This window comes from Halovenus carboxidivorans (genome assembly GCF_009831575.1).
GTDB lineage: Archaea > Halobacteriota > Halobacteria > Halobacteriales > Haloarculaceae > Halovenus > Halovenus carboxidivorans.
In genome coordinates this window covers 107,791-126,126 of the sequence record NZ_WUUT01000003.1, presented here as the reverse complement: position 1 = coordinate 126,126, position 18,336 = coordinate 107,791, and the positions used below count along the sequence as shown (strand labels likewise).

Genomic DNA, 18,336 nt, shown 5'->3' with positions numbered 1-18,336 from the left:
TGGGATCGGGAGACCTGCGACGGGAGAGTCGGGGGTGAGAGCGGGTGAGCGTCGCACTGACGACGGTCTCGACCGTCGAGAGCGCCGCCTCGATCACGACGCAGTTGCTCGGGATCGGTGCGATGGCGACGCTGCCGGCGGCCGTGGCCGCGCTGGTCTATCGCTCGACGGCGGAGGATCGCATCCCCGCGTGGCTTGCGGTCGCCGTCGGCGTGTCGGTCGTCGCGCTGTATCTCGGGACCGCTCCGGCGCTCGAAGTGCTGCTGGAGGAGACCGACCCGTCGCAGTTGGCGGCGGCGCTGTTCGACATCGGCGCGCTGGGGCTGGCCGTCGGCGGCGCGGCGCTCGGCCGCGCGGTCGGTGATCTCTTCGGCGTCGAGGTGCTCGTCTGGTCGCCGACCCAGGAGAGCGCCGACGGGGTGAGCCAACTCGCACAGACCGTCGGGCAGGTGACGACCGTCTCGCTGCCGCCGACAGTCGAGGACGCGCCCGGCTACGATCCGGTTCCGCGACGGGTCAAGGAGGATCTCGGCGGCTCGCAGTTCGTGTTCCCGCGCGGGCTGACCGTCGACGAACTGGAGGAGCGACTCACCGAACAGCTCCGGTCTGATTACGGGATCGGCGTCGCCGACATCAGTTTCGACGAGTACGGTGATGTCGAGTCGCTGGCTGTCGGGACGCGTGCGGCGGGAATCGGCGCGACGCTGCCGCCGGCGACGAACGCGGTCGCGGTTCGGGCCGACCCCGGCTTCTCGGCCAGCACGGGCGATATCGTCCAGGTGTGGGAGCCGGAGTCGATGGAGCGTGTCTGTACCGGAGAGCTACGGGGAACCGCCGGGGAGGTGGTGACAATCGCAATCGACGCCGCGGACACGCCGAGAGTCGACCCCACGCGACGGTATCGGCTGGTGACGCTGCCAGTCAACGACCGCCCGGATCGGGAGTTCGCCTCGCTGTTGCGAGCGGCCGAGGAGACGTTCAGCACCGTGACAGTCGAGGCCGGGAGCCCGCTCCACGGGATGGCGGTCGGTGCGATTGCGCTGACGATCACGGCGATCCGTCCCGACGACGGCGACCCGGTGCCGTTCCCCGGCGACGAGTACCGCCTCGCTCCGGGCGATCTGCTGTTCGTGATCGCGACGCCGGGCGAACTCCGGCGACTCGAGGCGGGCGCGACGGCGCTCGATCCGTCGATTGCCAGCAGCGAAGCGCTCGACAGCGACCAGGCCCCGCCCGAGGAAGGGATCCAGACCGGAGAGCCGACGGCGACCGCCCGGGAGGAACCGACGGGAGCGGACGGACTCCCCGCCAGCGACGAGCAGGCCCCCGGAGAGACGAGCGAGCGGGAGCCGACGGCGAGCGATCCAGACGAGTCGAGTGAGGAACCGATTGCGGGGAAAGCGGGGTCGGACTCCTTCAAGGAAATCAAGGCCAACTTCGAGGAGACCGATCCGGGCGACACCACCGAGGCGACAGCCGAGACCGCCGAGGGGTCGACATCTGAATCCGCGGACGGCGACAGCACCTCCTTCGACGAACTGAAATCGGAGTTCGAGTCCGGCGAGGCCGACTGGGAGGACGACGCCCAGAAACAGCAGCCGCAGACAGACGCGACCGACGAGGAAGATGACCTGCCCGACTCGGACGATATCGAGATTGCCTTCGCCGAGGACGGCGACGACAAGACCGGAGACGAGCAGACGGACGACGAACTCGTCGGCCTCGACGAGGCCGAAATCAGTTTCGAGGACGACGACAGCGAGAGCGATGAACGCGAGGACGACGGCGGGGACGGCGAACTCGTCGGTCTCGACGAGGCCGAAATCAGTTTCGAGGACGACGACAGCGAGAGCGGACTCGGCGGAGTCGACATCGACGACGACCTGCAGGGCGAGGACGGCGACAGCATCTCCGACGACATCGGTGACCTCGAATTCGAGGAGGAATCAGGCGAGGACGTGTCGGAACTGGATCTGTCGGAGGAGGAGGGGCTGTTCTCCGATGTCGAGGAAGAGTCTGACTCCGATGCCGACGATGGGGGCAAAGACGAGGAGGAGAGCGCGGACGACGAGGAAGGGGACGATGACGACGAGGACAGCAGCGGCGGCGGAACCTCCTTCGCCCAACTGAAAGAGGAGTTCGAGTCCGGCGAGGCCGACTGGGAGGACGACGTCTCCGACAGTCCCGGCGGGGATATGCGCCTCGACGAGTGACACGACGAGTAATTCTCTTTGCGCTGGACGCGCGAGTATCGACCATGCGATGGAAACTGTTCGCGACGCTCTCGGAGACCGTCGGCGACAACGTGCTCGAAGTGAGCGTCGACGCCGAGGAACCGACGCTTCGTGACGCCTTCGATGCGCTGCTCGCGGCGCATCCGGAACTCGAATCGCAGGTGCTCGACGAGGAGGGAGCGTTGCAGGACCACCTCCGCCTGCTCTGTGACGGCGAAGATCCGTTCCACTCGGCAGAGGGCTGGGAGACGGATCTCGGAGACGTCGAAGAACTCGCGATGTTTCCGCCGGTCACCGGCGGGTGAAAAGAGCCGACCTCAGTAGACGGCGTCGATGATATCCTCGGAGAGGCTCTCGAACTGTTCGAGATAGGAGCGACGCTCCGCGCGGAGCGAGTCGAGTTCCTCCTCGAAGTTCTCGTAGTGAGTCGGGGGATAGAACGGTTCGACATCGATACCGGGCACGTCCTCGGGCACCTCGAAGCCGAAGGTGTCGTCTTCGCGCCACTCGATCTCGTTGCGGGCGGCGCCGACGAGGATGTTTACCGACTCGCGGACGCCGATATCGGCCTTACCCGGGCCGACGTGGCCGGTGTTGATGACGAAACACTCGACGTCGTTTTCGGCGATCAGTTCGCGGAAGCGGTTGCCCTCCTCGCCTTCCGGGCCGATGATGAAGGGATTCGTCCCGACGACGCGGATGGATTCGCCCGCCGCGTCGGGGTCGCCGGCGCTGGTCTGGATCGATTCACCGAGCATGAAGGCAACGGCGGCCTGTCGGTCGTCGAGTCGGGCCACCGGCGGCATGATCGGGTTCCGAGTGATGAAGAAAATCTGGTCGACGCCCTCGGTCATGTCGATATCCTCCGAGGCCGAGGAGAGATCCTCCCGGCGGATCACCGCGCGTCCGTTGGCGGTCAGGTCGGTGTTGTCGAAATCGACTGTCCCGTCCTCGTCGACCCAGACGTTCTCGAAGACGGCTTCTTCGTGAGTCGCGGCGTCGTACAGGGCTGGCTGTTCCTCGGCGTCGAGGCCGTCGGTTTTGATGTACAGTCCGTTGCCCTCGCTACCGGTGACCTGTCCGTCCGGCAGCAGCGCACAGACGTCGTCCTGGAGCATCTCTGCCCCCTCTGGCTCGTCGAGCCAACAGCCGTGACCGGTCAGCGTCGATTTCCCCGTCGCGCTCAGGCCGAGGAAGGCCTGTCCGACGGTCTTGTGCTCGCCGTCGGCTTCGATGGTGACCCGTTTGCTGCCGGCGTGGATGCCGAGCCCCCCAAGCTCTTTGGCCCGCCGCATGAACAGCCGCAGGAACGACTTCTTGGCCTCACCCGTGTAATCACTGCCCAGAACGAACGTCAGCCCCTCGTCGGGCAGCACTCGGATGCGGCGCTGTCGGCCGTCCTGTTCGTCCCACTCCGGGAGTTGCAGCGTCTGGAAATCCGGCTCGCCGTCGGCCGGTTCGAGAAGTTTCCCCCACGCCAGCGCGATCCGGGCGTACGGCTTGGGGACGAACAGCCGGCAGGTAAAGGCCGTCTGTTCGTGTCTACCGACGCGTCGGTCCAGACAGACCAGTTCGCGGTCCTCGAGCGAATCGAGCGCGTCGGTGATCGCCTCCCAGTCGTCGTCGACGAACTCGTCGTCGATCAGGTTTTTCGTCTGGTCCGCACTCCGGGATTTCTGCTCGCTCACGTACCGGGGACTTCCGTACTCGGTCGTCCGCTCGTCGTGGCTCGCAAACTCCCGCAACTGCTCGAATGTCGGATTGTACACGACGTTGTCGGCGACCTCGGGATCCGGGAACTCCTCCTGGAGACGGGATCGTTCCACCCTTTGACTCATGTAGTTCATACGTCGGTTGCCCAGGGCATAAAGTATTGGAAATCGCTACAACTTGCGATACTGTAACAATTGGGATATACTGACCCACAGTTTTCGGCGCGCGCTCGCGATCCAGTCGTCGCCCGTATATTAGGTTATCTGGGATTTAATATTTGCATTTTCAATTATTCCCCCGTTTACGGAAATAGTGTAATATCTTTCAGCGGCAGCTGTGTGGCGGTCTACGTGAACATGAGACACATAACAGTATCACAATACTGTATCGTATCAGATAATTCCAAATGTTGAGTCAGATTCGAGTTCTTATTTTTTGAACGAGCAGTCGGTAACACGGAAGACAGGGGCCTAGACGACAGGCGGCGGTGTCGACGGCTCGTTTGTGGTGGATCACCACGGCACAACATCTTTGTGACTCTCCGGCTATGTTACCGACGTATGCCAGTCACCGACGACGACGAACTCCGTTCAATCCTGGAGTACGACCGCGTTGCCGTTGTCGGGTGTTCGAGCACGCCCGGCAAAGACGCCCACGACATCCCGAGCTATCTCGACCGACACGGCTACGATATCGTGCCGGTGAATCCGTACGCGGACGAAATCTTCGGCAAGAAGGCCTACGACTCCCTCGAGGAGGTCCCCGGCGAGATCGATATCGTCGAGGTGTTCCGGCCGAGCGAGGAGGTCAGCGGCATCGTCGACAGCGCGCTCGACCGCGAGGACGCGGGCGTGATCTGGCTCCAGTTGGGGATCCACGACGACGAGGCGGTCGAACGGGCCGAACAGGCCGGCAAACGCGTCGTCCAGGACCGGTGTATGAAGCCCGAGCACCAGCGGCTCATGGCTTAGAACTCTTCGACCGAGGGCCGTAGATCCAGTTCGAGCGTCCAGGCGGTCTCGTCCTGTTCGACGAGATGCCAGTACGATTCGGCGATCTCGTCGGGGTCGAGCAGTGAGTTCTCGTCGCGGTTGGGGTCGTTCCGGCGAAGCGCCGGCGTGTCGATCTGGCCGTCGATGACGACGTGTGCGACGTGAATTCCGTCGGGACCGAGTTCTCTGGCCATCGACTCCGCCATCCCCCGGACGGCGAACTTCGCGGCGCTGAACCCGACGGCCCCGTCACGCCCCCTGACCGCGGAGGTCGCGCCGGTGAAGATGATCGTTCCGCCGTCGTCCATGTCGGCAATCGCTTGCTGTGAGCACAGCAGGGCGCCGCGGGCGGACACGCGCCAGGCCTGCTCGAACTCGTCCGGGGAGATCTCGCGTGCGCCTTTCCAGGCCGCACCGCTGGCGTGATTGACCAGAATATCGACCGAACCGAAGCTCTCCCGAACCTCCTCGAAGGCTTCCTCGACGCGGTCCTCGTCGGTGATGTCGGTCGGAACCCCGACGGCCTGCTCGCCGAGTTCCTCCGAGAGTTCGGCGAGATAGCCGGTCGAACGGGCGAACAGCCCGACCTGACAGCCCTCCTCGATGAACTTCCGCGCGAGTGATTCTCCGAGTCCCGGCCCGACACCAGCGATGACTGCTGTCTGTGTCATGCCTATGGCTGGGGATGCGGCGACCATAACTCTCGGGGCGAACGCCTCGCTCACCAGATTACCGCCGCCAGCGCCCAGGCCACTCCGACCGCGAGCGCACACGAGAGGAACGTGCCGGCCGCGTACAGCCCCGCTCGGATCGGGCTCCCGGACTCCCACAGCCGAACGGTTTCGACCGAAAACGACGAGTACGTCGTGAAGGCGCCACAGGCACCGACCCCGACGAAGAGGGCAGTATCGGTGGGGACGGGGACGAACATGACGAGACCGAGTGCGAACGACCCGACGACGTTGATGAGAAGCGTTGCGAACGGGAACCGCTCACTCGGGACGTACTGCCCGACGAGATACCGGAGGACGGCTCCGATTGCGCCGCCAGCGCCGACCAACTGCGCCGGCGGGATCCTCATCGGCCACCCCCTTCCGGCCGAACGAGTGCTCGTCCGACGAGAACACCGAGAAAGCCGAGCGCGTAACTGCCGGCGACGTAACAGAGTCCGATCACCGGCGTGGCTGTCACGGCACCGACGACGAACGTGCTGTAGGTGGTAAACGACGACAGAAATCCGGTCGCGACGATCCGCCGGGTTGGGGCCGAGATTCGGCCGGAGAACCGGTCTTCGTAGAAGACGACACCGAGCGCGAACGAACCGAAGACGTTGACCGTCGCCGTAGCGAGCAGGCTCGCGGGGACGAGCGTGTCGACGAGATACCGGAGGTTCGCACCGGCGAAGCCGCCGATTGCGACGAGCAGGATCGGTTCGAGGCGCGCAGTGCGTGTCTGTGTCATCGAGAGACGGGAACGTCTGCAGTGATGTCGGCCGGAGTGATTACGCCTCCGGTTCCGTCGTCAGCGGGTCGGGGGCGCGATAGACAATCTCCATCGGCAGCCCCTTGTCGTCGGTCGGCGGGTCCGGGGGGAGCGAGCGCAGCGGTGCGCTCGCCGGCCGCGCGGTGTACGCGAGCACGACGGCGTCGATCACGTCGTCGATAGCGACATCCGCGCCGCCGGTCGCCTCCGCGACGGCCTGGACGACCGGTGGGGCGTCGGGGTCGTGGCTCGCGAGGATACGCATCCGCTCCGCGTAGCCGCCGGCCTTCCGTTTCGAGTGCTGCAGCGGTTCACCGGCCAGCGCCCGGAAACACACCTCCGAGTGTGACTCCCGGAAGGCGCTTCGTGCTTCCGGGACGTTCCGGAGGAGGTCGTCGACAGCGGCGATCTTGTCGCTGATCGCGAACGCCGACTTCGAGAGCGAACTCCCGCTTTTGCGCTCGTTGACCCGCTTCGCCGCCGGATACCGTCGTTTCCGGGTGGCCTCTCTGACCGGCGGCGTGAGCACCGCCGACCGCCGCGGACCGAGCACCGAGCGGGCGAGTTCGTCACAGGGCCGTTCGGCGCGGCCGCTCTCGATCAGTCCGATCGGGATGTTGATAAGGATCCGAGGTTCGGATTCCTCGTATGACTGCCAGAGTTCGCCGATTTCGTCGAACACCTCGGTGTGGTCGTAGCCCTCGTCGTCGAACGCGACCGCGAGCCACCCCTCACTGCTCCAGTCGACGCCGACAAACATCGCTGCCATGTCTCAGGATTCGCGCCTGCGAATAAAAACCTCAGGCGTCGCGTAGGCGTTTGGAACGGATCGCGGCGAGACGGTGGGTAATATTGATTTGCCAGGCGGGTAACGTTCAGATATGAGCGATGACAAGACCATCTTCGAGCAGATCGTCGACGGGGAGATTCCGAGTTTCACCGTCTACGAGGACGAGACCACGTACGCGTTTCTCGACGCGAATCCGCTGGCCCCGGGCCACACGCTCGTGATCCCGAAACACCCCTACGAGCGACTCAACGACATGCCCGCCGACGAGGCCGGCGACGTGTTCGGGGTCATCAGCGAACTGGCGCCCGCAGTCGAGGCCGCCGTCGGCGCAGACGCCAGCACCGTCGCGGTGAACAACGGCGAGGAGGCCGGCCAGGAGGTGCCACACGTCCACTGGCACATCATCCCGCGGTTCGCCGACGACAGCGTCGGCCCGATCCACCGGCTGTTCGACGGCGCCGACCTCGACGACGACGAGATGGAGGAGATCGCCGCCGAGATCCGCGCGAATCGGTGACGGCGTCAGGACGAAGGGATACGCATATTTATATACGGGAGCGAGCCAGCAACAGCTATGTCGACGCGAATCGCCGCCGTCGTCGGTGCCACCGGCGGCGCAGGGACGACCAGACTGACAATCGAATCGGCGGCGCTGCTCGCCGCGACCGGGCGGTCAGTCGCCGTGTTCGACGCCGCGGTCCAGACGCAGGGGTTGGCGGCGTACACCGAGCAGCGTATCGAAGACGACCTCACGGCGCTGTTGACGGAGGAAGCGGACCTCGACGAGACGCTGTACGAGATGGATCTCGACCTGCCGGGCGTCGTCAACCTCTGTCCGGCGTGGTGTCCCTTCGAGCGGCTCTCACGGGCGAAGACGGCGGGGGCCGCCAACCGCTTCGAGCAGCAACTCGCCGCGGCGGCGCTGTCCCACGACGCGGTGTTAGTCGATACGCCACCGATCGGCGGCAACCAGGCGATTGCCGGAGTCAACGCGGCCGACCGGATCGGCGTCGTCGCCCCCGACACGCTCCGGGGACGCGACGGGGTTGCACTCACGCGGGAACGGCTGGCAGACATCGGCCTCGCGTCGGACGCGGTCGTCGCGAACCGGTCGACGGAGGCGGTACTCGATGCCGACGTGCACGTGCCGGAAGCCCCCGAGACCGCTCCCCGGTCGGCCCCGGCCTGCCTCCCGCCCGACGACGAGTTCACACCCGCGATCATGGGGCTGGTCGAGGCGCTGCTCGGCGTCGAACCTGACATCGAACTGCCCGACTCCGGTCGCTTCTCGGGGCTGTTGCAGTAGTGTCCCCGCGTAACTGGAGCCCGCAGAAAAACAGGTGAACTCGCTCGCGCACCAGTCACCCGGCGCTACTCGTTTTCTTTGAGATCTTCGAGTTCGGATTCGATCTCTTCGTCGGACACGTCGGTCTCGGCGTCGAGATCCGTCTCGACGGCGTCGTCGCTGTCTGTCTCCTCGGTCGCGCCCACTTCGGATTTCAGCGTTTCGAGTTCGCGGTCGACGGCCCCGTCGGTCGCCAGTTGATCCAGTTCGCGGTCCAGATCGCTCTTGTCCGAGATCTTGTTCTCCAGCGCGCCGGTCTCGCGGAGTTCGTCGAGCGCCGCCGCGCGCGCCTCCATGTCCTCGGTCTTCTGCTGGGCGCGCTCGATCGTCCGCGAGACATCTTCCATCTCCTCGCCGGCCCCGGTCATCGCCTCGTTGACCCGGGCGCTCGCCTCCGCGGCCTCGTAGCGGGCCTTCATCGTCTCCTTTTTAGTGCGGAACTCCTCGATCTGGCGCTGCAGTTGGTCTTTCTGCTGGACGAGGTTGTCCTGTTTCTGTTCGAGGTCGGCAATCTGTCGCTCCAGGTCGTCGATCTGGCGCATCTTCTGTTTTTTCTTCTCCAGGGCCTTCCGGGCGAGGTCGTCGCGGTCCTGTTCGACGGCTTCACGCGCCTGCTCGTTGTGTTTCTCGACGTTCTCTTCGAGGCGGCGTTTCTGGATCTCCAGGCGCTTCTTCTGGGTGGTGAGGTCGGCGATCCCCTGTTTGACGTTCTGGAGTTCGTCCTGGAGTTGTTCGTAGGAGTAGTCGAGTTGCTGACCCGGATCTTCCGCCCGGTCCAGCAGGGAGTTGAGCTTCGATCTGATTACCTGTGAGGTGCGCGAAAGGATTCCCATACCCACACTCAGGAGCGCACCAAACTTAAAATTCTTACATCTGTTTAGCACGCAGCATGCGTGATCCCAACCGATTGCCCGGTCCGCGCGACATCCGGACGACACTCGACGGCGACGACAACGACGGCGTCGTCGTCGCCTGTCCGCCGCATCCGCAGTTCGGCGGGGACAGACACGACGGCCGGTTGCGGGCGGTCAGCGACGCGCTCCGCGATCGGGAGTGGGACTGTCTGCGGATCGATTACGGGGCCTGGGACGAGGGTCGCGGCGAGCGGTCCGACGCGCTCACCGCGATCGAGTGGGCCGACGAGCGATACGAGACCGTCGCCCTCTTCGGCTACAGTTTCGGCGGCGCGGTCGCCCTCGCGGCAGGCATCGAGGCGGAGGGGCTCGCGGCGCTCTCGGCGCTGGCACCGGCGGCAGACAGCGTCGCGGGGTTCGACCCCGCCGATCTCGACGACGTCTCGTGTCCGGCACAGATCGTCTACGGCGAGCGCGACGACACCGCGGACTGGAAGCCGGTCGTCGACCGAGCCGAACAGTTGGGCTGGACGGTCGAGTCGATGCCGGCGGATCACTTCTTCGTCTCACAGCAGGGCCGGGTCGGCGAACTGGTCGGGGAGTTCATCGCGGGGACGCACTCGTAAGTCACAGACGGCCCCGAAACGCGGAGAAGCACCTCGGCCGTTCGTCGTCAGGATACCCGAGAAATCGGTCCGCAGTAGCAGACCGTCGTCGCCTGGCACGGCCTCCACGAACACCTCAGAGGCGTCGATAGCTGGGGCGCGACGGAGCGGACGGGGTTCAACACAGGAAACGAGTAGCAGGTTTTTCACTGTCGGTACGGAAGGTAGCCTATGACTACTCCCGACACGACGGACTACTTCCGGGACCTCTACGAACTCGGGGCCGATCCGTCGATCCCCCTCGACGAGAAGATTGCACAGGCAATCGAGGTCGGCCGGGACAGACTCGACGTGCAGTACGGCGTCCTCTCGTACACGGGAAACGGTGAGTACGAAATCATCGACTCGACGATCACCAGCGGGGAGTTCGAGGCCGGCACCACCCACGACCTGGAGACGACCTGGTGTCGTCACGTCGTCGAGGACGACGAACCGCTGGCTATCTCCGACGCCGGAGAGTCGGAGTACAGCACGGATATCGCTCGGGAGGCGACGGGGCTCCAGTGTTACATCGGCGCTCCGATCGTCGTCGACGGGGAGACCTACGGGACGCTCTGCTACTCGGGTGAACAGCCGCGCGAAGAGCCGTTCGGAGAGGACGAACGGCGGTTCGTCCGACTGCTGAGCCGGTGGATCGGCTACGAACTCGAACGCGAACACCACCACCGAACGCTGGACGCACAGAACGAACGCCTCGACGAGTTTGCCGGCGTGTTGGCACACGACCTCCGGAATCCGCTCACGTCGGCGCGCGGTTACGTGGAGTTGGCCGCCGAGACGGCTTCGGAGCCGGAATCGGAGTATCTGGAGACTGCGCTCGATTCGCTCGACCGGATGGAGCAACTGGTCGCTGAGACGCTGTCGCTGGCCCGGGAGGGAGAGGATGTCGGCCAGCGGGAACGGGTCGAGTTGGGAGCGGTCAGCCGGCAGGCCTGGGGGACAGTCGAACCGGCGAACGCGACGCTCGTGGTGGAGACTGACCGAACGCTCACGGCGGATCGGTCACGACTTCAGCAGCTGTTCGAGAACCTGTTTCGGAACGTCGAGGAACACTGCGGCGAGGACGTGACCGTCACGGTGCGCGGGACCGAGGACGGATTCATCGTCGCCGACGACGGGCCGGGACTGCCGGAGGAGATCGCGGCCTCGCTGTTCGGCGGCGAACTCGAACCGAATCGACTCGGATTGGGGCTGTTGATTATCGAGCGGGTCGTCTCCGGCCACGGCTGGGAAGGCCGGGTCGAGGTCGACGACGGGACGACGTTCGTTGTCTCAGGGATCAGCGACGGGGCACCGGCCGTACAGCCGAGGGAAGCGTAGGCGGAGCAGCCTCGCTGGTCTGGATACGGTTAAATGGCTGTCGCGTATATATCGAGTATGCGCGCCGTTCGGCTCTCAGAACACGGTGGAACAGGGGTACTGACTGTCGACGACGTGGACCGGCCGACTCCGGGCGGTCACGAGATCATCGTCGAAATCGCCGCCGCAGGGGTCAACCCGGTCGATACGTACTTCAGGGACGGGTCGTACACGCCGGTTGGACTCCCGTTCACGCCCGGTGTGGATTTCGCCGGCACCGTCGCGGCGACCGGGGAGTTCGTCGAGGGGTTCGAGGAGGGCGACCGCGTTTTCGGAACCGGCATCGGCAACGGGGAGTTCCAGGGAAGCTACGCCGAGTACGCGACGGTTCCGGAGGATCGCGTCGTTACGCTCCCCGGCGGTGCCGACCTCACCGAGGCGGGCGCGGCGGGCGTCGCGGCCGTGACCGCCTGGCGAGCGCTGGTCGATCACGCCAACCTCGATCCGGCCGAGCACTGTCTCATCCACGGCGGCTCGGGCGGCGTCGGCCACGCTGCCGTCCAGATTGCCGACGCGGTCAGCGCTCGCGTGCACACGACCGCCGCCCCGGAGTACCACGACAGGCTCACCGATCTCGGCGCAGAGACGGTCCTGGAGTACGGCCGAGACGATCTGGCCGAGGCGGTCATCGACGCCGCCGTCGGCGGCGTCGATGTCGTGCTCGATCACCGGATGGACGACTACCTCCAGTTCGACGCCGACGTGGCCGCGACCGGGGCCCGAGTCGTCGGCATCGGGGAGAACAGCCCCGACCCCGGCTTCTCGAACAGTCCCGGTGCCCGCGGGAAAGACGTTAGATACCAACTGATGAGCATGTTCAACACGCCCGACCTTCGAGTACCGCTTCGGGGGGTCGCCCACCTGCTCGATACCGGGGATCTCACCGTCGAGGTAGCCGAAACCTACGGCCTCGACGAGGCCGCCGAGGCGCAGCGAGCGGTGATGGAGGACAGTTTCCTCGGGAAACTCGTCATCGTTCCCTGACGACGGCCACTTCCTCACAAACCCTGTGTGGGGTGCGGTAGCGTTCAGTCTGAACTGCAGTCGTAACCTGACTTCACGCGCGCGGCTCCCGGCACCGGGAGAACAGGCTCTCCCGAGACTGTCCCCGTTTCCGACTATCACATTGTTTACCGAGCGGGTGCGGTAGCGGCTAGCCTGACTCCACCGCGAGCGTGCAATGGCACGCTCGCGGCCTTTTTCGCCCACGTTTCTCTCGCGGGGTCCCACCGGACCCCCGCGAGAGAAAGGTGGTCCGAAAGGAATTTCAGCGTCCCAAGCAGACGGTCAGTATGCCGGAATCAGAGACAGAATACGACCCCACGCTGGGTCGGAAGTTCATTTTCGTCACGGGCGGGGTGATGTCCGGGCTTGGCAAGGGAATCACCGCCGCGAGTACGGGTCGACTGCTCGCAAACGCCGGATTCGACGTGACCGCGGTCAAGATCGATCCCTACCTCAACGTCGACGCGGGAACGATGAACCCCTTCGAGCACGGCGAGGTCTACGTCCTCAAAGACGGCGGGGAGGTCGACCTGGACTTGGGCAACTACGAACGGTTTCTCGACATCGACATGACCTTCGACCACAACGTCACCACCGGGAAGGTCTACCAGAACATCATCGAGAAAGAACGCGCCGGTGACTATCTCGGCAAGACCGTCCAGATCATTCCTCACATCACCGACGATATCAAGCGCCGGGTTCGGGAGGCCGCCGCGGGAAGCGATATCTGCATCGTCGAGGTCGGCGGCACCGTCGGGGATATCGAGGGGATGCCGTATCTCGAAGCGCTGCGGCAGTTCGCCCACGAGGAAGACGACGAGGATATTCTCTTTGCACACGTCACGCTCGTCCCCTACTCCAAAAACGGCGAACAGAAGACCAAACCGACCCAGCACAGCGTAAAGGAACTCCGGTCGATCGGTCTCCAGCCCGATATCCTGGTCGGCCGCTGTGAGGACAAACTCCACCCCGACGTCAAGGAGAAGATCGCGCTGTTCTGTGACGTGCCGACCGACGCCGTCTTCTCGAATCCCGACGTCGAGGACATCTACCACGTCCCGCTGATGGTCGAAGACGAGGGCCTCGACGAGTACGTCATGGAACACCTGGAACTCGACGACGAAGCCCTCCCAGAAGAGCAGCGAGACACCGAGTGGCGCGATCTGGTGACCCGGGACAAAGAGGGGACCGTCGAGGTCGCCCTCGTCGGCAAGTACGGCCTCGAAGACGCCTACATCTCGATTCACGAGGCGCTGAAACACGCCGGCCTGGAGAAGCGGGTCAACGTCGAGCGCCGGTGGATCCACTCCGAGGATCTGGCCGACGGTCACGACGGCCAACTCGACGACGTGGACGGGATCGTCGTCCCCGGCGGATTCGGCTCCCGCGGAACAGAAGGGAAGATCGAGGCCATCCGGTACGCACGCGAGAACAACGTCCCGTTCCTCGGCCTCTGTCTGGGCTTTCAGATGGCCGTCGTCGAGTACGCGCGCAACGTCCTCGGCCTGGAGAGAGCCCACTCCGCGGAACTGGCGGAGGAGACACCCCACCCCGTGATCGATCTCCTGCCCGAGCAGAAGGATCTCGACGACATGGGCGGGACGATGCGACTCGGCACCTACGATACCGAGATCGAGACGGAGACGCTCGCACACGACCTGTACGAGGCGACGACCTGCACCGAGCGACACCGCCACCGCTACGAGGTCAACCCCGAGTACATCGAGCAACTCGAAGACGCAGGACTTGTGTTCTCGGGTACCTCAGGGCGACGTATGGAAATTCTCGAACTCCCGGAGCACCCGTACTTCCTCGGAACGCAGTTCCACCCCGAGTTCCGTTCGCGCCCGACCCGTGCTAGCCCGCCGTTCGTCGGTTTCCTAGATGCCGTCTGCGCGCTCGACGGAGGTGAGAACTGATGGTCGATGTCGGTTCGTTCATCGAGGAGAAACGCGAGGAGATTGCGACCGAAGTCGGCGGTGCCAACGCGATCATCGCCCTCTCCGGGGGCGTGGACTCCTCGACGGCCGCCGCGCTGGCCTACGAGGCCATCGGCGACCAACTCACGCCGGTCTACGTCGACACCGGACTGATGCGCAAAGGCGAGACCGACGAGATCCGCGAGACCTTCTCCTACATGGACTCGTTGCGGATCGTCGACGCACAGGATCGGTTCCTCGATGCCCTCGAAGGTATCACCGACCCGGAGGAGAAGCGCCACGTCATCGGCGAGCAGTTCATCCGGGAGTTCGAGACCGTCGCGAACGACGTCGAGGCGGAGTATCTCGTCCAGGGGACGATCTATCCCGACCGGATCGAGAGCGAGGGGACGATCAAGTCCCACCACAACGTCGGCGGCCTCCCCGAACACATCGACTTCGAGGGGATCGTCGAACCGATGCGGGACCTCTACAAGGACGAGGTCCGGGAGGTCGCCCGCGAACTCGACTTAGAGGAGATCATCTCCGAGCGGATGCCGTTCCCCGGCCCCGGCCTGGCCGTGCGGATCATCGGCGAGATCACCGAGGAGAAACTGGAGGTGGCCCGAGAGGCCAACCACGTCGTCGAGGAGGAACTCGAAGAGTACGAGCCGTGGCAGGCCCTCGCGGCGGTGATCGGGAAGGCCACCGGGGTCAAAGGCGACAACCGCGTCCACGGCTGGGTCGTCTCGGTCCGCTCGGTCGAATCGCGTGACGGGATGACCGCGCGAGCACAGGAGATCGACTGGGAGACGCTACAGCGGATCCAGTCGCGGATCACCGGCGCACACGAGAACGTCGCCCGTGTCGTCTACGACGTGACCCACAAACCGCCGGCGACCATCGAGTACGAATGACTGTGATCGTCGCAGGCGAGGACCCCTACGACATCGGTGCGGCCATCGCCGCGGAGGGGTTCGAGGTCGCCCGGGTCGACATCGGTAACCGGCCGTCGCTGGAAGAGGCCGGTATCGTCGACGCGACGGCGTACGTGCTCACGGAGGTCCAGCAGGCCACCTCGATTTCGGTCGCAAAGGATCTCAACGAGGAGGTGAAGGTGGTCGTCTACGCCGACGGCTCCGTCCCCGATTTCGCACGCGGACAGGCCGATCTCATCCTCGATCCCGACCTGTTCGATCCCGCGGACGTGGCCGCGGAGCTATGAGTCGGTGACGACGCTCACTGCGACCCCTTCGCCGGCCGGGAGGAGACTCGTCTCGAAGCGGTCGTGAGTGCGGACGTACTCCAGATACGCGGCGATACCGCGACTCGCCTCCGTCGCGGTCGGTACGTCCTCGCCGCGCAGTAACGCGATCACGTCCTCGCGGTCGATGACGCCCGCGGTGATCGCGTTGTCGGCTAACACGAGACTGCCGGGTCGGAGTTTGTCCTCGACAGCCCGCAACGCCTCCTCGTACCGCTGTTTCTCGTTGTCGATGAGAACGATATCGAACGGTCCGTCGTAGCGCTCGACGATGTCGATGGCGTCGCCGTACTCGAAGCGCGCTCGGTCAGCGATGCCGGCCCGCTCGAAGTACGACTCCGCCTGATCGAGTTCGTCGGCGTCGACCTCCGTGAGGACGATCTCACCCGCCTCCATCCCGCGGGCGAACCAGTACGCCGAGTAGCCGAACCCGGAGCCGAACTCGAAGATCCGCTCGGCGTCGGTCGTCCGGGCGAGCACGGACAGCCACGCGCCGACCGCCGGGCCGACGGTCGGAAAGTCCTCGTCGTCGGCGTGGTCTTCCATCGCCCGGATGATCTCGTCCGGTTCGGGACCGATCAACCCGGCCAGATCCGTGACCTCGGACGGGACGACGTCCTCGCTCATTCTGGAGACCACTCGCAGGTCGTGTCGGTCGCCAGCCCCTCCTCGTCGATGTGTGCCGACAGACAGCCGTAGTTACAGAAATACAGCGGCGATCCGCAGTCGTCGGTGCAGTCGCGGACACAGATCGGATCGTGGTCGAAGATGGCACAGCCGCAGTATGCGCACTCCTCGTCCGCCGTCGGCGTGCTGATCGTCGTGGACATATCGGCCGTTCGGGTTCGTGTACCGAGAGCGTTACGACAGTCAGGCGCTCACTTCGGCGTAACAGTTCCCGCTGGAGACGAACGCCTCCGCGACGGACAGCCCCGCCGCCCGGAGGTCCGCCTCGAACTCCTCGGGGGCGTAGATGTGATAGAACCGCTCGACGGTCTCGCCGCCGGGGAGCGTCCAGTCGACGGTCGTATCGAACCCCTCGGGTTCGCTGCCGCCGTGGGCCTCGAAGCGGTCGTGAGCCGTGCTCCAGGCGCTGACGAGCGCCCGGCCGTCGAGGACGCGGGCGAGTTCGCGCAGACTCGCTACCCGGCTCTCCCGGTCGGGCAGGTGATGCACTGTCGCGACGTAGACCGCCACGTCGACACACTCTGACCGGAGCGGAAGCGTTGCCGCATCACCCTGAAGGAGGTCCGCACGCCATCCGTCCTCTGCCATCCGCCCGCTCGCCGTGGCGAGCAGTTCGCGGCTGATGTCGAAGCCGACCGCTCGCTCCGCGCAGTCGGCGAGCAGGGCCGTATGGCGGCCGTTGCCACAGCCGATGTCGAGCGCTACGCCAGCGCCGTCGACTCCGTCGAGAAAGGCTTCGACCTCGGGCCACGGATAGGCGCGAGTCTCCGCGAAGTGGTCGGCAATCTCGTCGTAGACCGCCTGCGTCCGTTCCGGGTCGCGGTGGTCGCGCCCGTCTCCGTCTGCCATCAGTCGTACTTCTCGGGGTAGGCCTCGGCCAGCAGTTCCGGCTGGTCGGTCAGCCGTTCGCGGACCGGGTCGATGACCTCCGAGATTGCGGCGGCGGCCGCGCCCTTCAGGTCCGCCGGGTGGAGGTCCTCCGCGACGAAATCCTCCGCGACCTGATCGTAGCTCTCGTAGACCAGATCGCCGCCGTACTCCTCGGGGCGGTCGACGACGAAGTTCTCGCCGCGCTCGTCGAGAATCGGGAAGACCAGATACTCCAGATATTCGAGCACACCGTTGTCCTCGAGTTCGCCCATCGGGCAGTACGCGTCGTTGATCTTCTCCTCGACTTCCTCCGGGGAGTCGGTGAGGTTGACCTTCGAGGCGGCGTCGGAGGCGCTCATCTTGCCGCCGGAGAGGCCGGACAGAAGCGGCGCGAACAGACAGACCGGCGCGTCGTGGCCGTGTTCGGGGAGCAGTTCGCGCCCGAGCATGTAGATCCCCCGCTGGTCGATCCCGCCGTAGGCGATGTCGGCGTCCAGCGCCTTCACGTCCAGACTCTGCATCAGCGAGTAGATCAGTCCGCCGAGATTCGGGCTCTCGCTCTCGCGGACGACCTCGCTACCGGCCCGCTGTGCGCGAGCGACGGTCGTCTCCGCGGCCATCCGATACATATCCATCGTGTACTCCTCGTCGAGTTGGAACTCGCGGCCGCGGACGAAACTGATCTGGTCGGGGTCGGCGCCGGTGGCGTCGATCATGCCCCGGATCGCCTCCTCGTAGTACTCGCTTCGGGCTTCGAGCAGATCCCACGGGCTCTTCTCACTGTCGAGGTGGGCGTGCAGATCCGCGATCAGGACGGTCACGTCCAGATCCGCACGGAGGAAATCGGCGAGTTTCCGCATCGTCGTGAAGTGGCCGATGTGCATCTCACCGGTCGGCGCGTAGCCGATGTACACGCTCGGCGAGTCCTCGAGCAGTGACTCCAGTTCGTCGTCGGTAACGACCTCCTCGGTGTAGCGCGTGACGAGGTCGTAACGCCGTTGTTCGTCCATACCAGTCCATCCGCCTGCGCTGGAATAAATGATGCGTCTGTCGCCGAGACCGGCCACAGCGGACGACAGCCGGCGCTGTTATGTGCTCCCAATCGACCGGCGGAGCCGACGTCGATGCCGGAGTCAGCTATTTGATCGCCCGCCGCG

At 65.2% G+C, this 18,336-nt stretch carries 21 protein-coding genes; 11 read left to right on the top strand and 10 right to left on the bottom strand.

Annotation, left to right across the window (positions count from 1 at the left end; translation table 11 throughout):
• Positions 1-44 precede the first annotated feature (44 nt).
• Together GRX03_RS16750 and GRX03_RS08625 are read left to right on the top strand one after the other, a co-directional pair.
• The gene (locus tag GRX03_RS16750; RefSeq protein WP_159763811.1) at positions 45-2,213 is read left to right on the top strand and encodes a TrkA C-terminal domain-containing protein; all 2,169 of its coding nucleotides are present in this window, start codon (positions 45-47) and stop codon (positions 2,211-2,213) included.
• 44 nt (positions 2,214-2,257) lie between these two features.
• Entirely contained in the window at positions 2,258-2,539 is a 282-nt protein-coding gene (locus GRX03_RS08625) for a ubiquitin-like small modifier protein 1 (protein ID WP_159763810.1), read from the top strand.
• A gap of 12 nt (positions 2,540-2,551) precedes the next feature.
• Here the strand turns inward: GRX03_RS08625 and GRX03_RS08620 are convergent, their stop codons facing one another.
• On the bottom strand, positions 2,552-4,072 hold the full coding sequence (locus GRX03_RS08620) for a phosphoenolpyruvate carboxykinase (ATP) (RefSeq protein ID WP_159763809.1): 1,521 nt from the start codon (positions 4,070-4,072) through the stop codon (positions 2,552-2,554).
• Between the two features lie 435 nt (positions 4,073-4,507).
• Here GRX03_RS08620 and GRX03_RS08615 point away from each other — a divergent pair, with 435 nt between their 5' ends.
• Positions 4,508-4,918: a CoA-binding protein gene (locus tag GRX03_RS08615; protein WP_159763808.1), complete on the top strand. Its 411-nt coding sequence runs from the start codon at positions 4,508-4,510 to the stop codon at positions 4,916-4,918.
• On the opposite strand, the gene GRX03_RS08610 is transcribed toward GRX03_RS08615, so the two are convergent.
• Genes GRX03_RS08610 through GRX03_RS08595 form a run of 4 tightly spaced genes read right to left on the bottom strand, consistent with a single transcriptional unit; the run spans position 4,915 to position 7,190 of the window.
• Positions 4,915-5,610, bottom strand: coding sequence for an SDR family NAD(P)-dependent oxidoreductase (locus GRX03_RS08610; RefSeq protein WP_159763807.1), 696 nt, complete (start codon positions 5,608-5,610; stop codon positions 4,915-4,917). The two genes, GRX03_RS08615 and GRX03_RS08610, sit on opposite strands and share 4 nt — an antisense overlap.
• 50 nt (positions 5,611-5,660) lie before the next feature.
• A complete protein-coding gene (gene crcB / locus GRX03_RS08605) occupies positions 5,661-6,020 on the bottom strand; it encodes a fluoride efflux transporter CrcB (RefSeq protein ID WP_159763806.1) in 360 nt (119 codons plus the stop codon).
• On the bottom strand, positions 6,017-6,400 hold the full coding sequence (locus GRX03_RS08600) for a fluoride efflux transporter FluC (protein ID WP_159763805.1): 384 nt from the start codon (positions 6,398-6,400) through the stop codon (positions 6,017-6,019). The genes crcB and GRX03_RS08600 overlap by 4 nt, the downstream gene beginning before the upstream one ends.
• Positions 6,401-6,440: 40 nt before the next feature.
• Positions 6,441-7,190, bottom strand: a complete 750-nt coding sequence (locus GRX03_RS08595) for a DUF429 domain-containing protein (protein ID WP_159763804.1) — start codon at positions 7,188-7,190, stop codon at positions 6,441-6,443.
• A 112-nt stretch (positions 7,191-7,302) separates the two neighbouring features.
• On the opposite strand from GRX03_RS08595, the gene GRX03_RS08590 reads away from it, so the two are divergent.
• Positions 7,303-7,728: an HIT family protein gene (locus GRX03_RS08590; protein ID WP_159763803.1), complete on the top strand. Its 426-nt coding sequence runs from the start codon at positions 7,303-7,305 to the stop codon at positions 7,726-7,728.
• A 57-nt stretch (positions 7,729-7,785) separates the two neighbouring features.
• Positions 7,786-8,517: a ParA family protein gene (locus GRX03_RS08585; RefSeq protein WP_159763802.1), complete on the top strand. Its 732-nt coding sequence runs from the start codon at positions 7,786-7,788 to the stop codon at positions 8,515-8,517.
• Between the two features lie 65 nt (positions 8,518-8,582).
• Here GRX03_RS08585 and GRX03_RS08580 read toward each other — a convergent pair whose 3' ends face one another.
• Positions 8,583-9,389 carry a PspA/IM30 family protein gene (locus tag GRX03_RS08580; RefSeq protein WP_159763801.1) on the bottom strand — a complete coding sequence of 269 codons (807 nt, stop codon included), beginning with the start codon at positions 9,387-9,389 and terminating at the stop codon, positions 8,583-8,585.
• 56 nt (positions 9,390-9,445) lie between these two features.
• On the opposite strand from GRX03_RS08580, the gene GRX03_RS08575 reads away from it, so the two are divergent.
• The 6 genes from GRX03_RS08575 (at position 9,446) to GRX03_RS08550 (ending at position 15,583) form a co-directional block, all read left to right on the top strand.
• On the top strand, positions 9,446-10,036 hold the full coding sequence (locus tag GRX03_RS08575; protein ID WP_159763800.1) for an alpha/beta hydrolase: 591 nt from the start codon (positions 9,446-9,448) through the stop codon (positions 10,034-10,036).
• A gap of 210 nt (positions 10,037-10,246) precedes the next feature.
• Complete coding sequence (locus tag GRX03_RS08570; RefSeq protein ID WP_159763799.1) at positions 10,247-11,395, top strand: sensor histidine kinase; 1,149 nt, start codon at positions 10,247-10,249, stop codon at positions 11,393-11,395.
• A gap of 57 nt (positions 11,396-11,452) precedes the next feature.
• Complete coding sequence (locus GRX03_RS08565) at positions 11,453-12,418, top strand: NADPH:quinone reductase (RefSeq protein ID WP_159763798.1); 966 nt, start codon at positions 11,453-11,455, stop codon at positions 12,416-12,418.
• A 308-nt stretch (positions 12,419-12,726) separates the two neighbouring features.
• Positions 12,727-14,358, top strand: a complete 1,632-nt coding sequence (pyrG, locus tag GRX03_RS08560) for a glutamine hydrolyzing CTP synthase (RefSeq protein WP_159763797.1) — start codon at positions 12,727-12,729, stop codon at positions 14,356-14,358.
• A complete protein-coding gene (gene guaA / locus GRX03_RS08555) occupies positions 14,358-15,275 on the top strand; it encodes a glutamine-hydrolyzing GMP synthase (RefSeq protein WP_159763796.1) in 918 nt (305 codons plus the stop codon). The genes pyrG and guaA overlap by 1 nt, the downstream gene beginning before the upstream one ends.
• Positions 15,272-15,583, top strand: a complete 312-nt coding sequence (locus GRX03_RS08550; protein ID WP_159763795.1) for a DUF7126 family protein — start codon at positions 15,272-15,274, stop codon at positions 15,581-15,583. The genes guaA and GRX03_RS08550 overlap by 4 nt, the downstream gene beginning before the upstream one ends.
• Here the strand turns inward: GRX03_RS08550 and GRX03_RS08545 are convergent.
• From GRX03_RS08545 to GRX03_RS08530, 4 genes are read right to left on the bottom strand one after another with little or no spacing between them, the layout of a single operon-like run.
• Positions 15,578-16,249 (bottom strand): O-methyltransferase, encoded by a 672-nt coding sequence (locus tag GRX03_RS08545; protein ID WP_159763794.1) that lies wholly within the window; start codon positions 16,247-16,249, stop codon positions 15,578-15,580. The genes GRX03_RS08550 and GRX03_RS08545 overlap by 6 nt on opposite strands.
• Complete coding sequence (locus GRX03_RS08540) at positions 16,246-16,452, bottom strand: hypothetical protein (protein ID WP_159763793.1); 207 nt, start codon at positions 16,450-16,452, stop codon at positions 16,246-16,248. Before GRX03_RS08540 ends, GRX03_RS08545 begins: the two co-directional genes overlap by 4 nt.
• Before the next feature lie 40 nt (positions 16,453-16,492).
• A complete protein-coding gene (locus tag GRX03_RS08535) occupies positions 16,493-17,158 on the bottom strand; it encodes a class I SAM-dependent methyltransferase (RefSeq protein WP_159763792.1) in 666 nt (221 codons plus the stop codon).
• Positions 17,158-18,189: a tyrosine--tRNA ligase gene (locus tag GRX03_RS08530; protein ID WP_159763791.1), complete on the bottom strand. Its 1,032-nt coding sequence runs from the start codon at positions 18,187-18,189 to the stop codon at positions 17,158-17,160. The genes GRX03_RS08535 and GRX03_RS08530 overlap by 1 nt, the downstream gene beginning before the upstream one ends.
• Positions 18,190-18,336: the final 147 nt, after the last annotated feature.

Bases quoted from the DNA above. Each gene is read 5' to 3' on its own strand.
- GRX03_RS08625 (WP_159763810.1), top strand. From the start codon at position 2,258: ATGCGATGGAAACTGTTCGCGACGCTCTCGGAGACCGTCGGCGACAAC.
- GRX03_RS08620 (WP_159763809.1), bottom strand. From the start codon at position 4,072: ATGAGTCAAAGGGTGGAACGATCCCGTCTCCAGGAGGAGTTCCCGGAT.
- GRX03_RS08615 (WP_159763808.1), top strand. From the start codon at position 4,508: ATGCCAGTCACCGACGACGACGAACTCCGTTCAATCCTGGAGTACGAC.
- GRX03_RS08610 (WP_159763807.1), bottom strand. From the start codon at position 5,610: ATGACACAGACAGCAGTCATCGCTGGTGTCGGGCCGGGACTCGGAGAA.
- crcB (WP_159763806.1), bottom strand. From the start codon at position 6,020: ATGAGGATCCCGCCGGCGCAGTTGGTCGGCGCTGGCGGCGCAATCGGA.
- GRX03_RS08600 (WP_159763805.1), bottom strand. From the start codon at position 6,400: ATGACACAGACACGCACTGCGCGCCTCGAACCGATCCTGCTCGTCGCA.
- GRX03_RS08595 (WP_159763804.1), bottom strand. From the start codon at position 7,190: ATGGCAGCGATGTTTGTCGGCGTCGACTGGAGCAGTGAGGGGTGGCTC.
- GRX03_RS08590 (WP_159763803.1), top strand. From the start codon at position 7,303: ATGAGCGATGACAAGACCATCTTCGAGCAGATCGTCGACGGGGAGATT.
- GRX03_RS08585 (WP_159763802.1), top strand. From the start codon at position 7,786: ATGTCGACGCGAATCGCCGCCGTCGTCGGTGCCACCGGCGGCGCAGGG.
- GRX03_RS08580 (WP_159763801.1), bottom strand. From the start codon at position 9,389: ATGGGAATCCTTTCGCGCACCTCACAGGTAATCAGATCGAAGCTCAAC.
- GRX03_RS08575 (WP_159763800.1), top strand. From the start codon at position 9,446: ATGCGTGATCCCAACCGATTGCCCGGTCCGCGCGACATCCGGACGACA.
- GRX03_RS08570 (WP_159763799.1), top strand. From the start codon at position 10,247: ATGACTACTCCCGACACGACGGACTACTTCCGGGACCTCTACGAACTC.
- GRX03_RS08565 (WP_159763798.1), top strand. From the start codon at position 11,453: ATGCGCGCCGTTCGGCTCTCAGAACACGGTGGAACAGGGGTACTGACT.
- pyrG (WP_159763797.1), top strand. From the start codon at position 12,727: ATGCCGGAATCAGAGACAGAATACGACCCCACGCTGGGTCGGAAGTTC.
- guaA (WP_159763796.1), top strand. From the start codon at position 14,358: ATGGTCGATGTCGGTTCGTTCATCGAGGAGAAACGCGAGGAGATTGCG.
- GRX03_RS08550 (WP_159763795.1), top strand. From the start codon at position 15,272: ATGACTGTGATCGTCGCAGGCGAGGACCCCTACGACATCGGTGCGGCC.
- GRX03_RS08545 (WP_159763794.1), bottom strand. From the start codon at position 16,249: ATGAGCGAGGACGTCGTCCCGTCCGAGGTCACGGATCTGGCCGGGTTG.
- GRX03_RS08540 (WP_159763793.1), bottom strand. From the start codon at position 16,452: ATGTCCACGACGATCAGCACGCCGACGGCGGACGAGGAGTGCGCATAC.
- GRX03_RS08535 (WP_159763792.1), bottom strand. From the start codon at position 17,158: ATGGCAGACGGAGACGGGCGCGACCACCGCGACCCGGAACGGACGCAG.
- GRX03_RS08530 (WP_159763791.1), bottom strand. From the start codon at position 18,189: ATGGACGAACAACGGCGTTACGACCTCGTCACGCGCTACACCGAGGAG.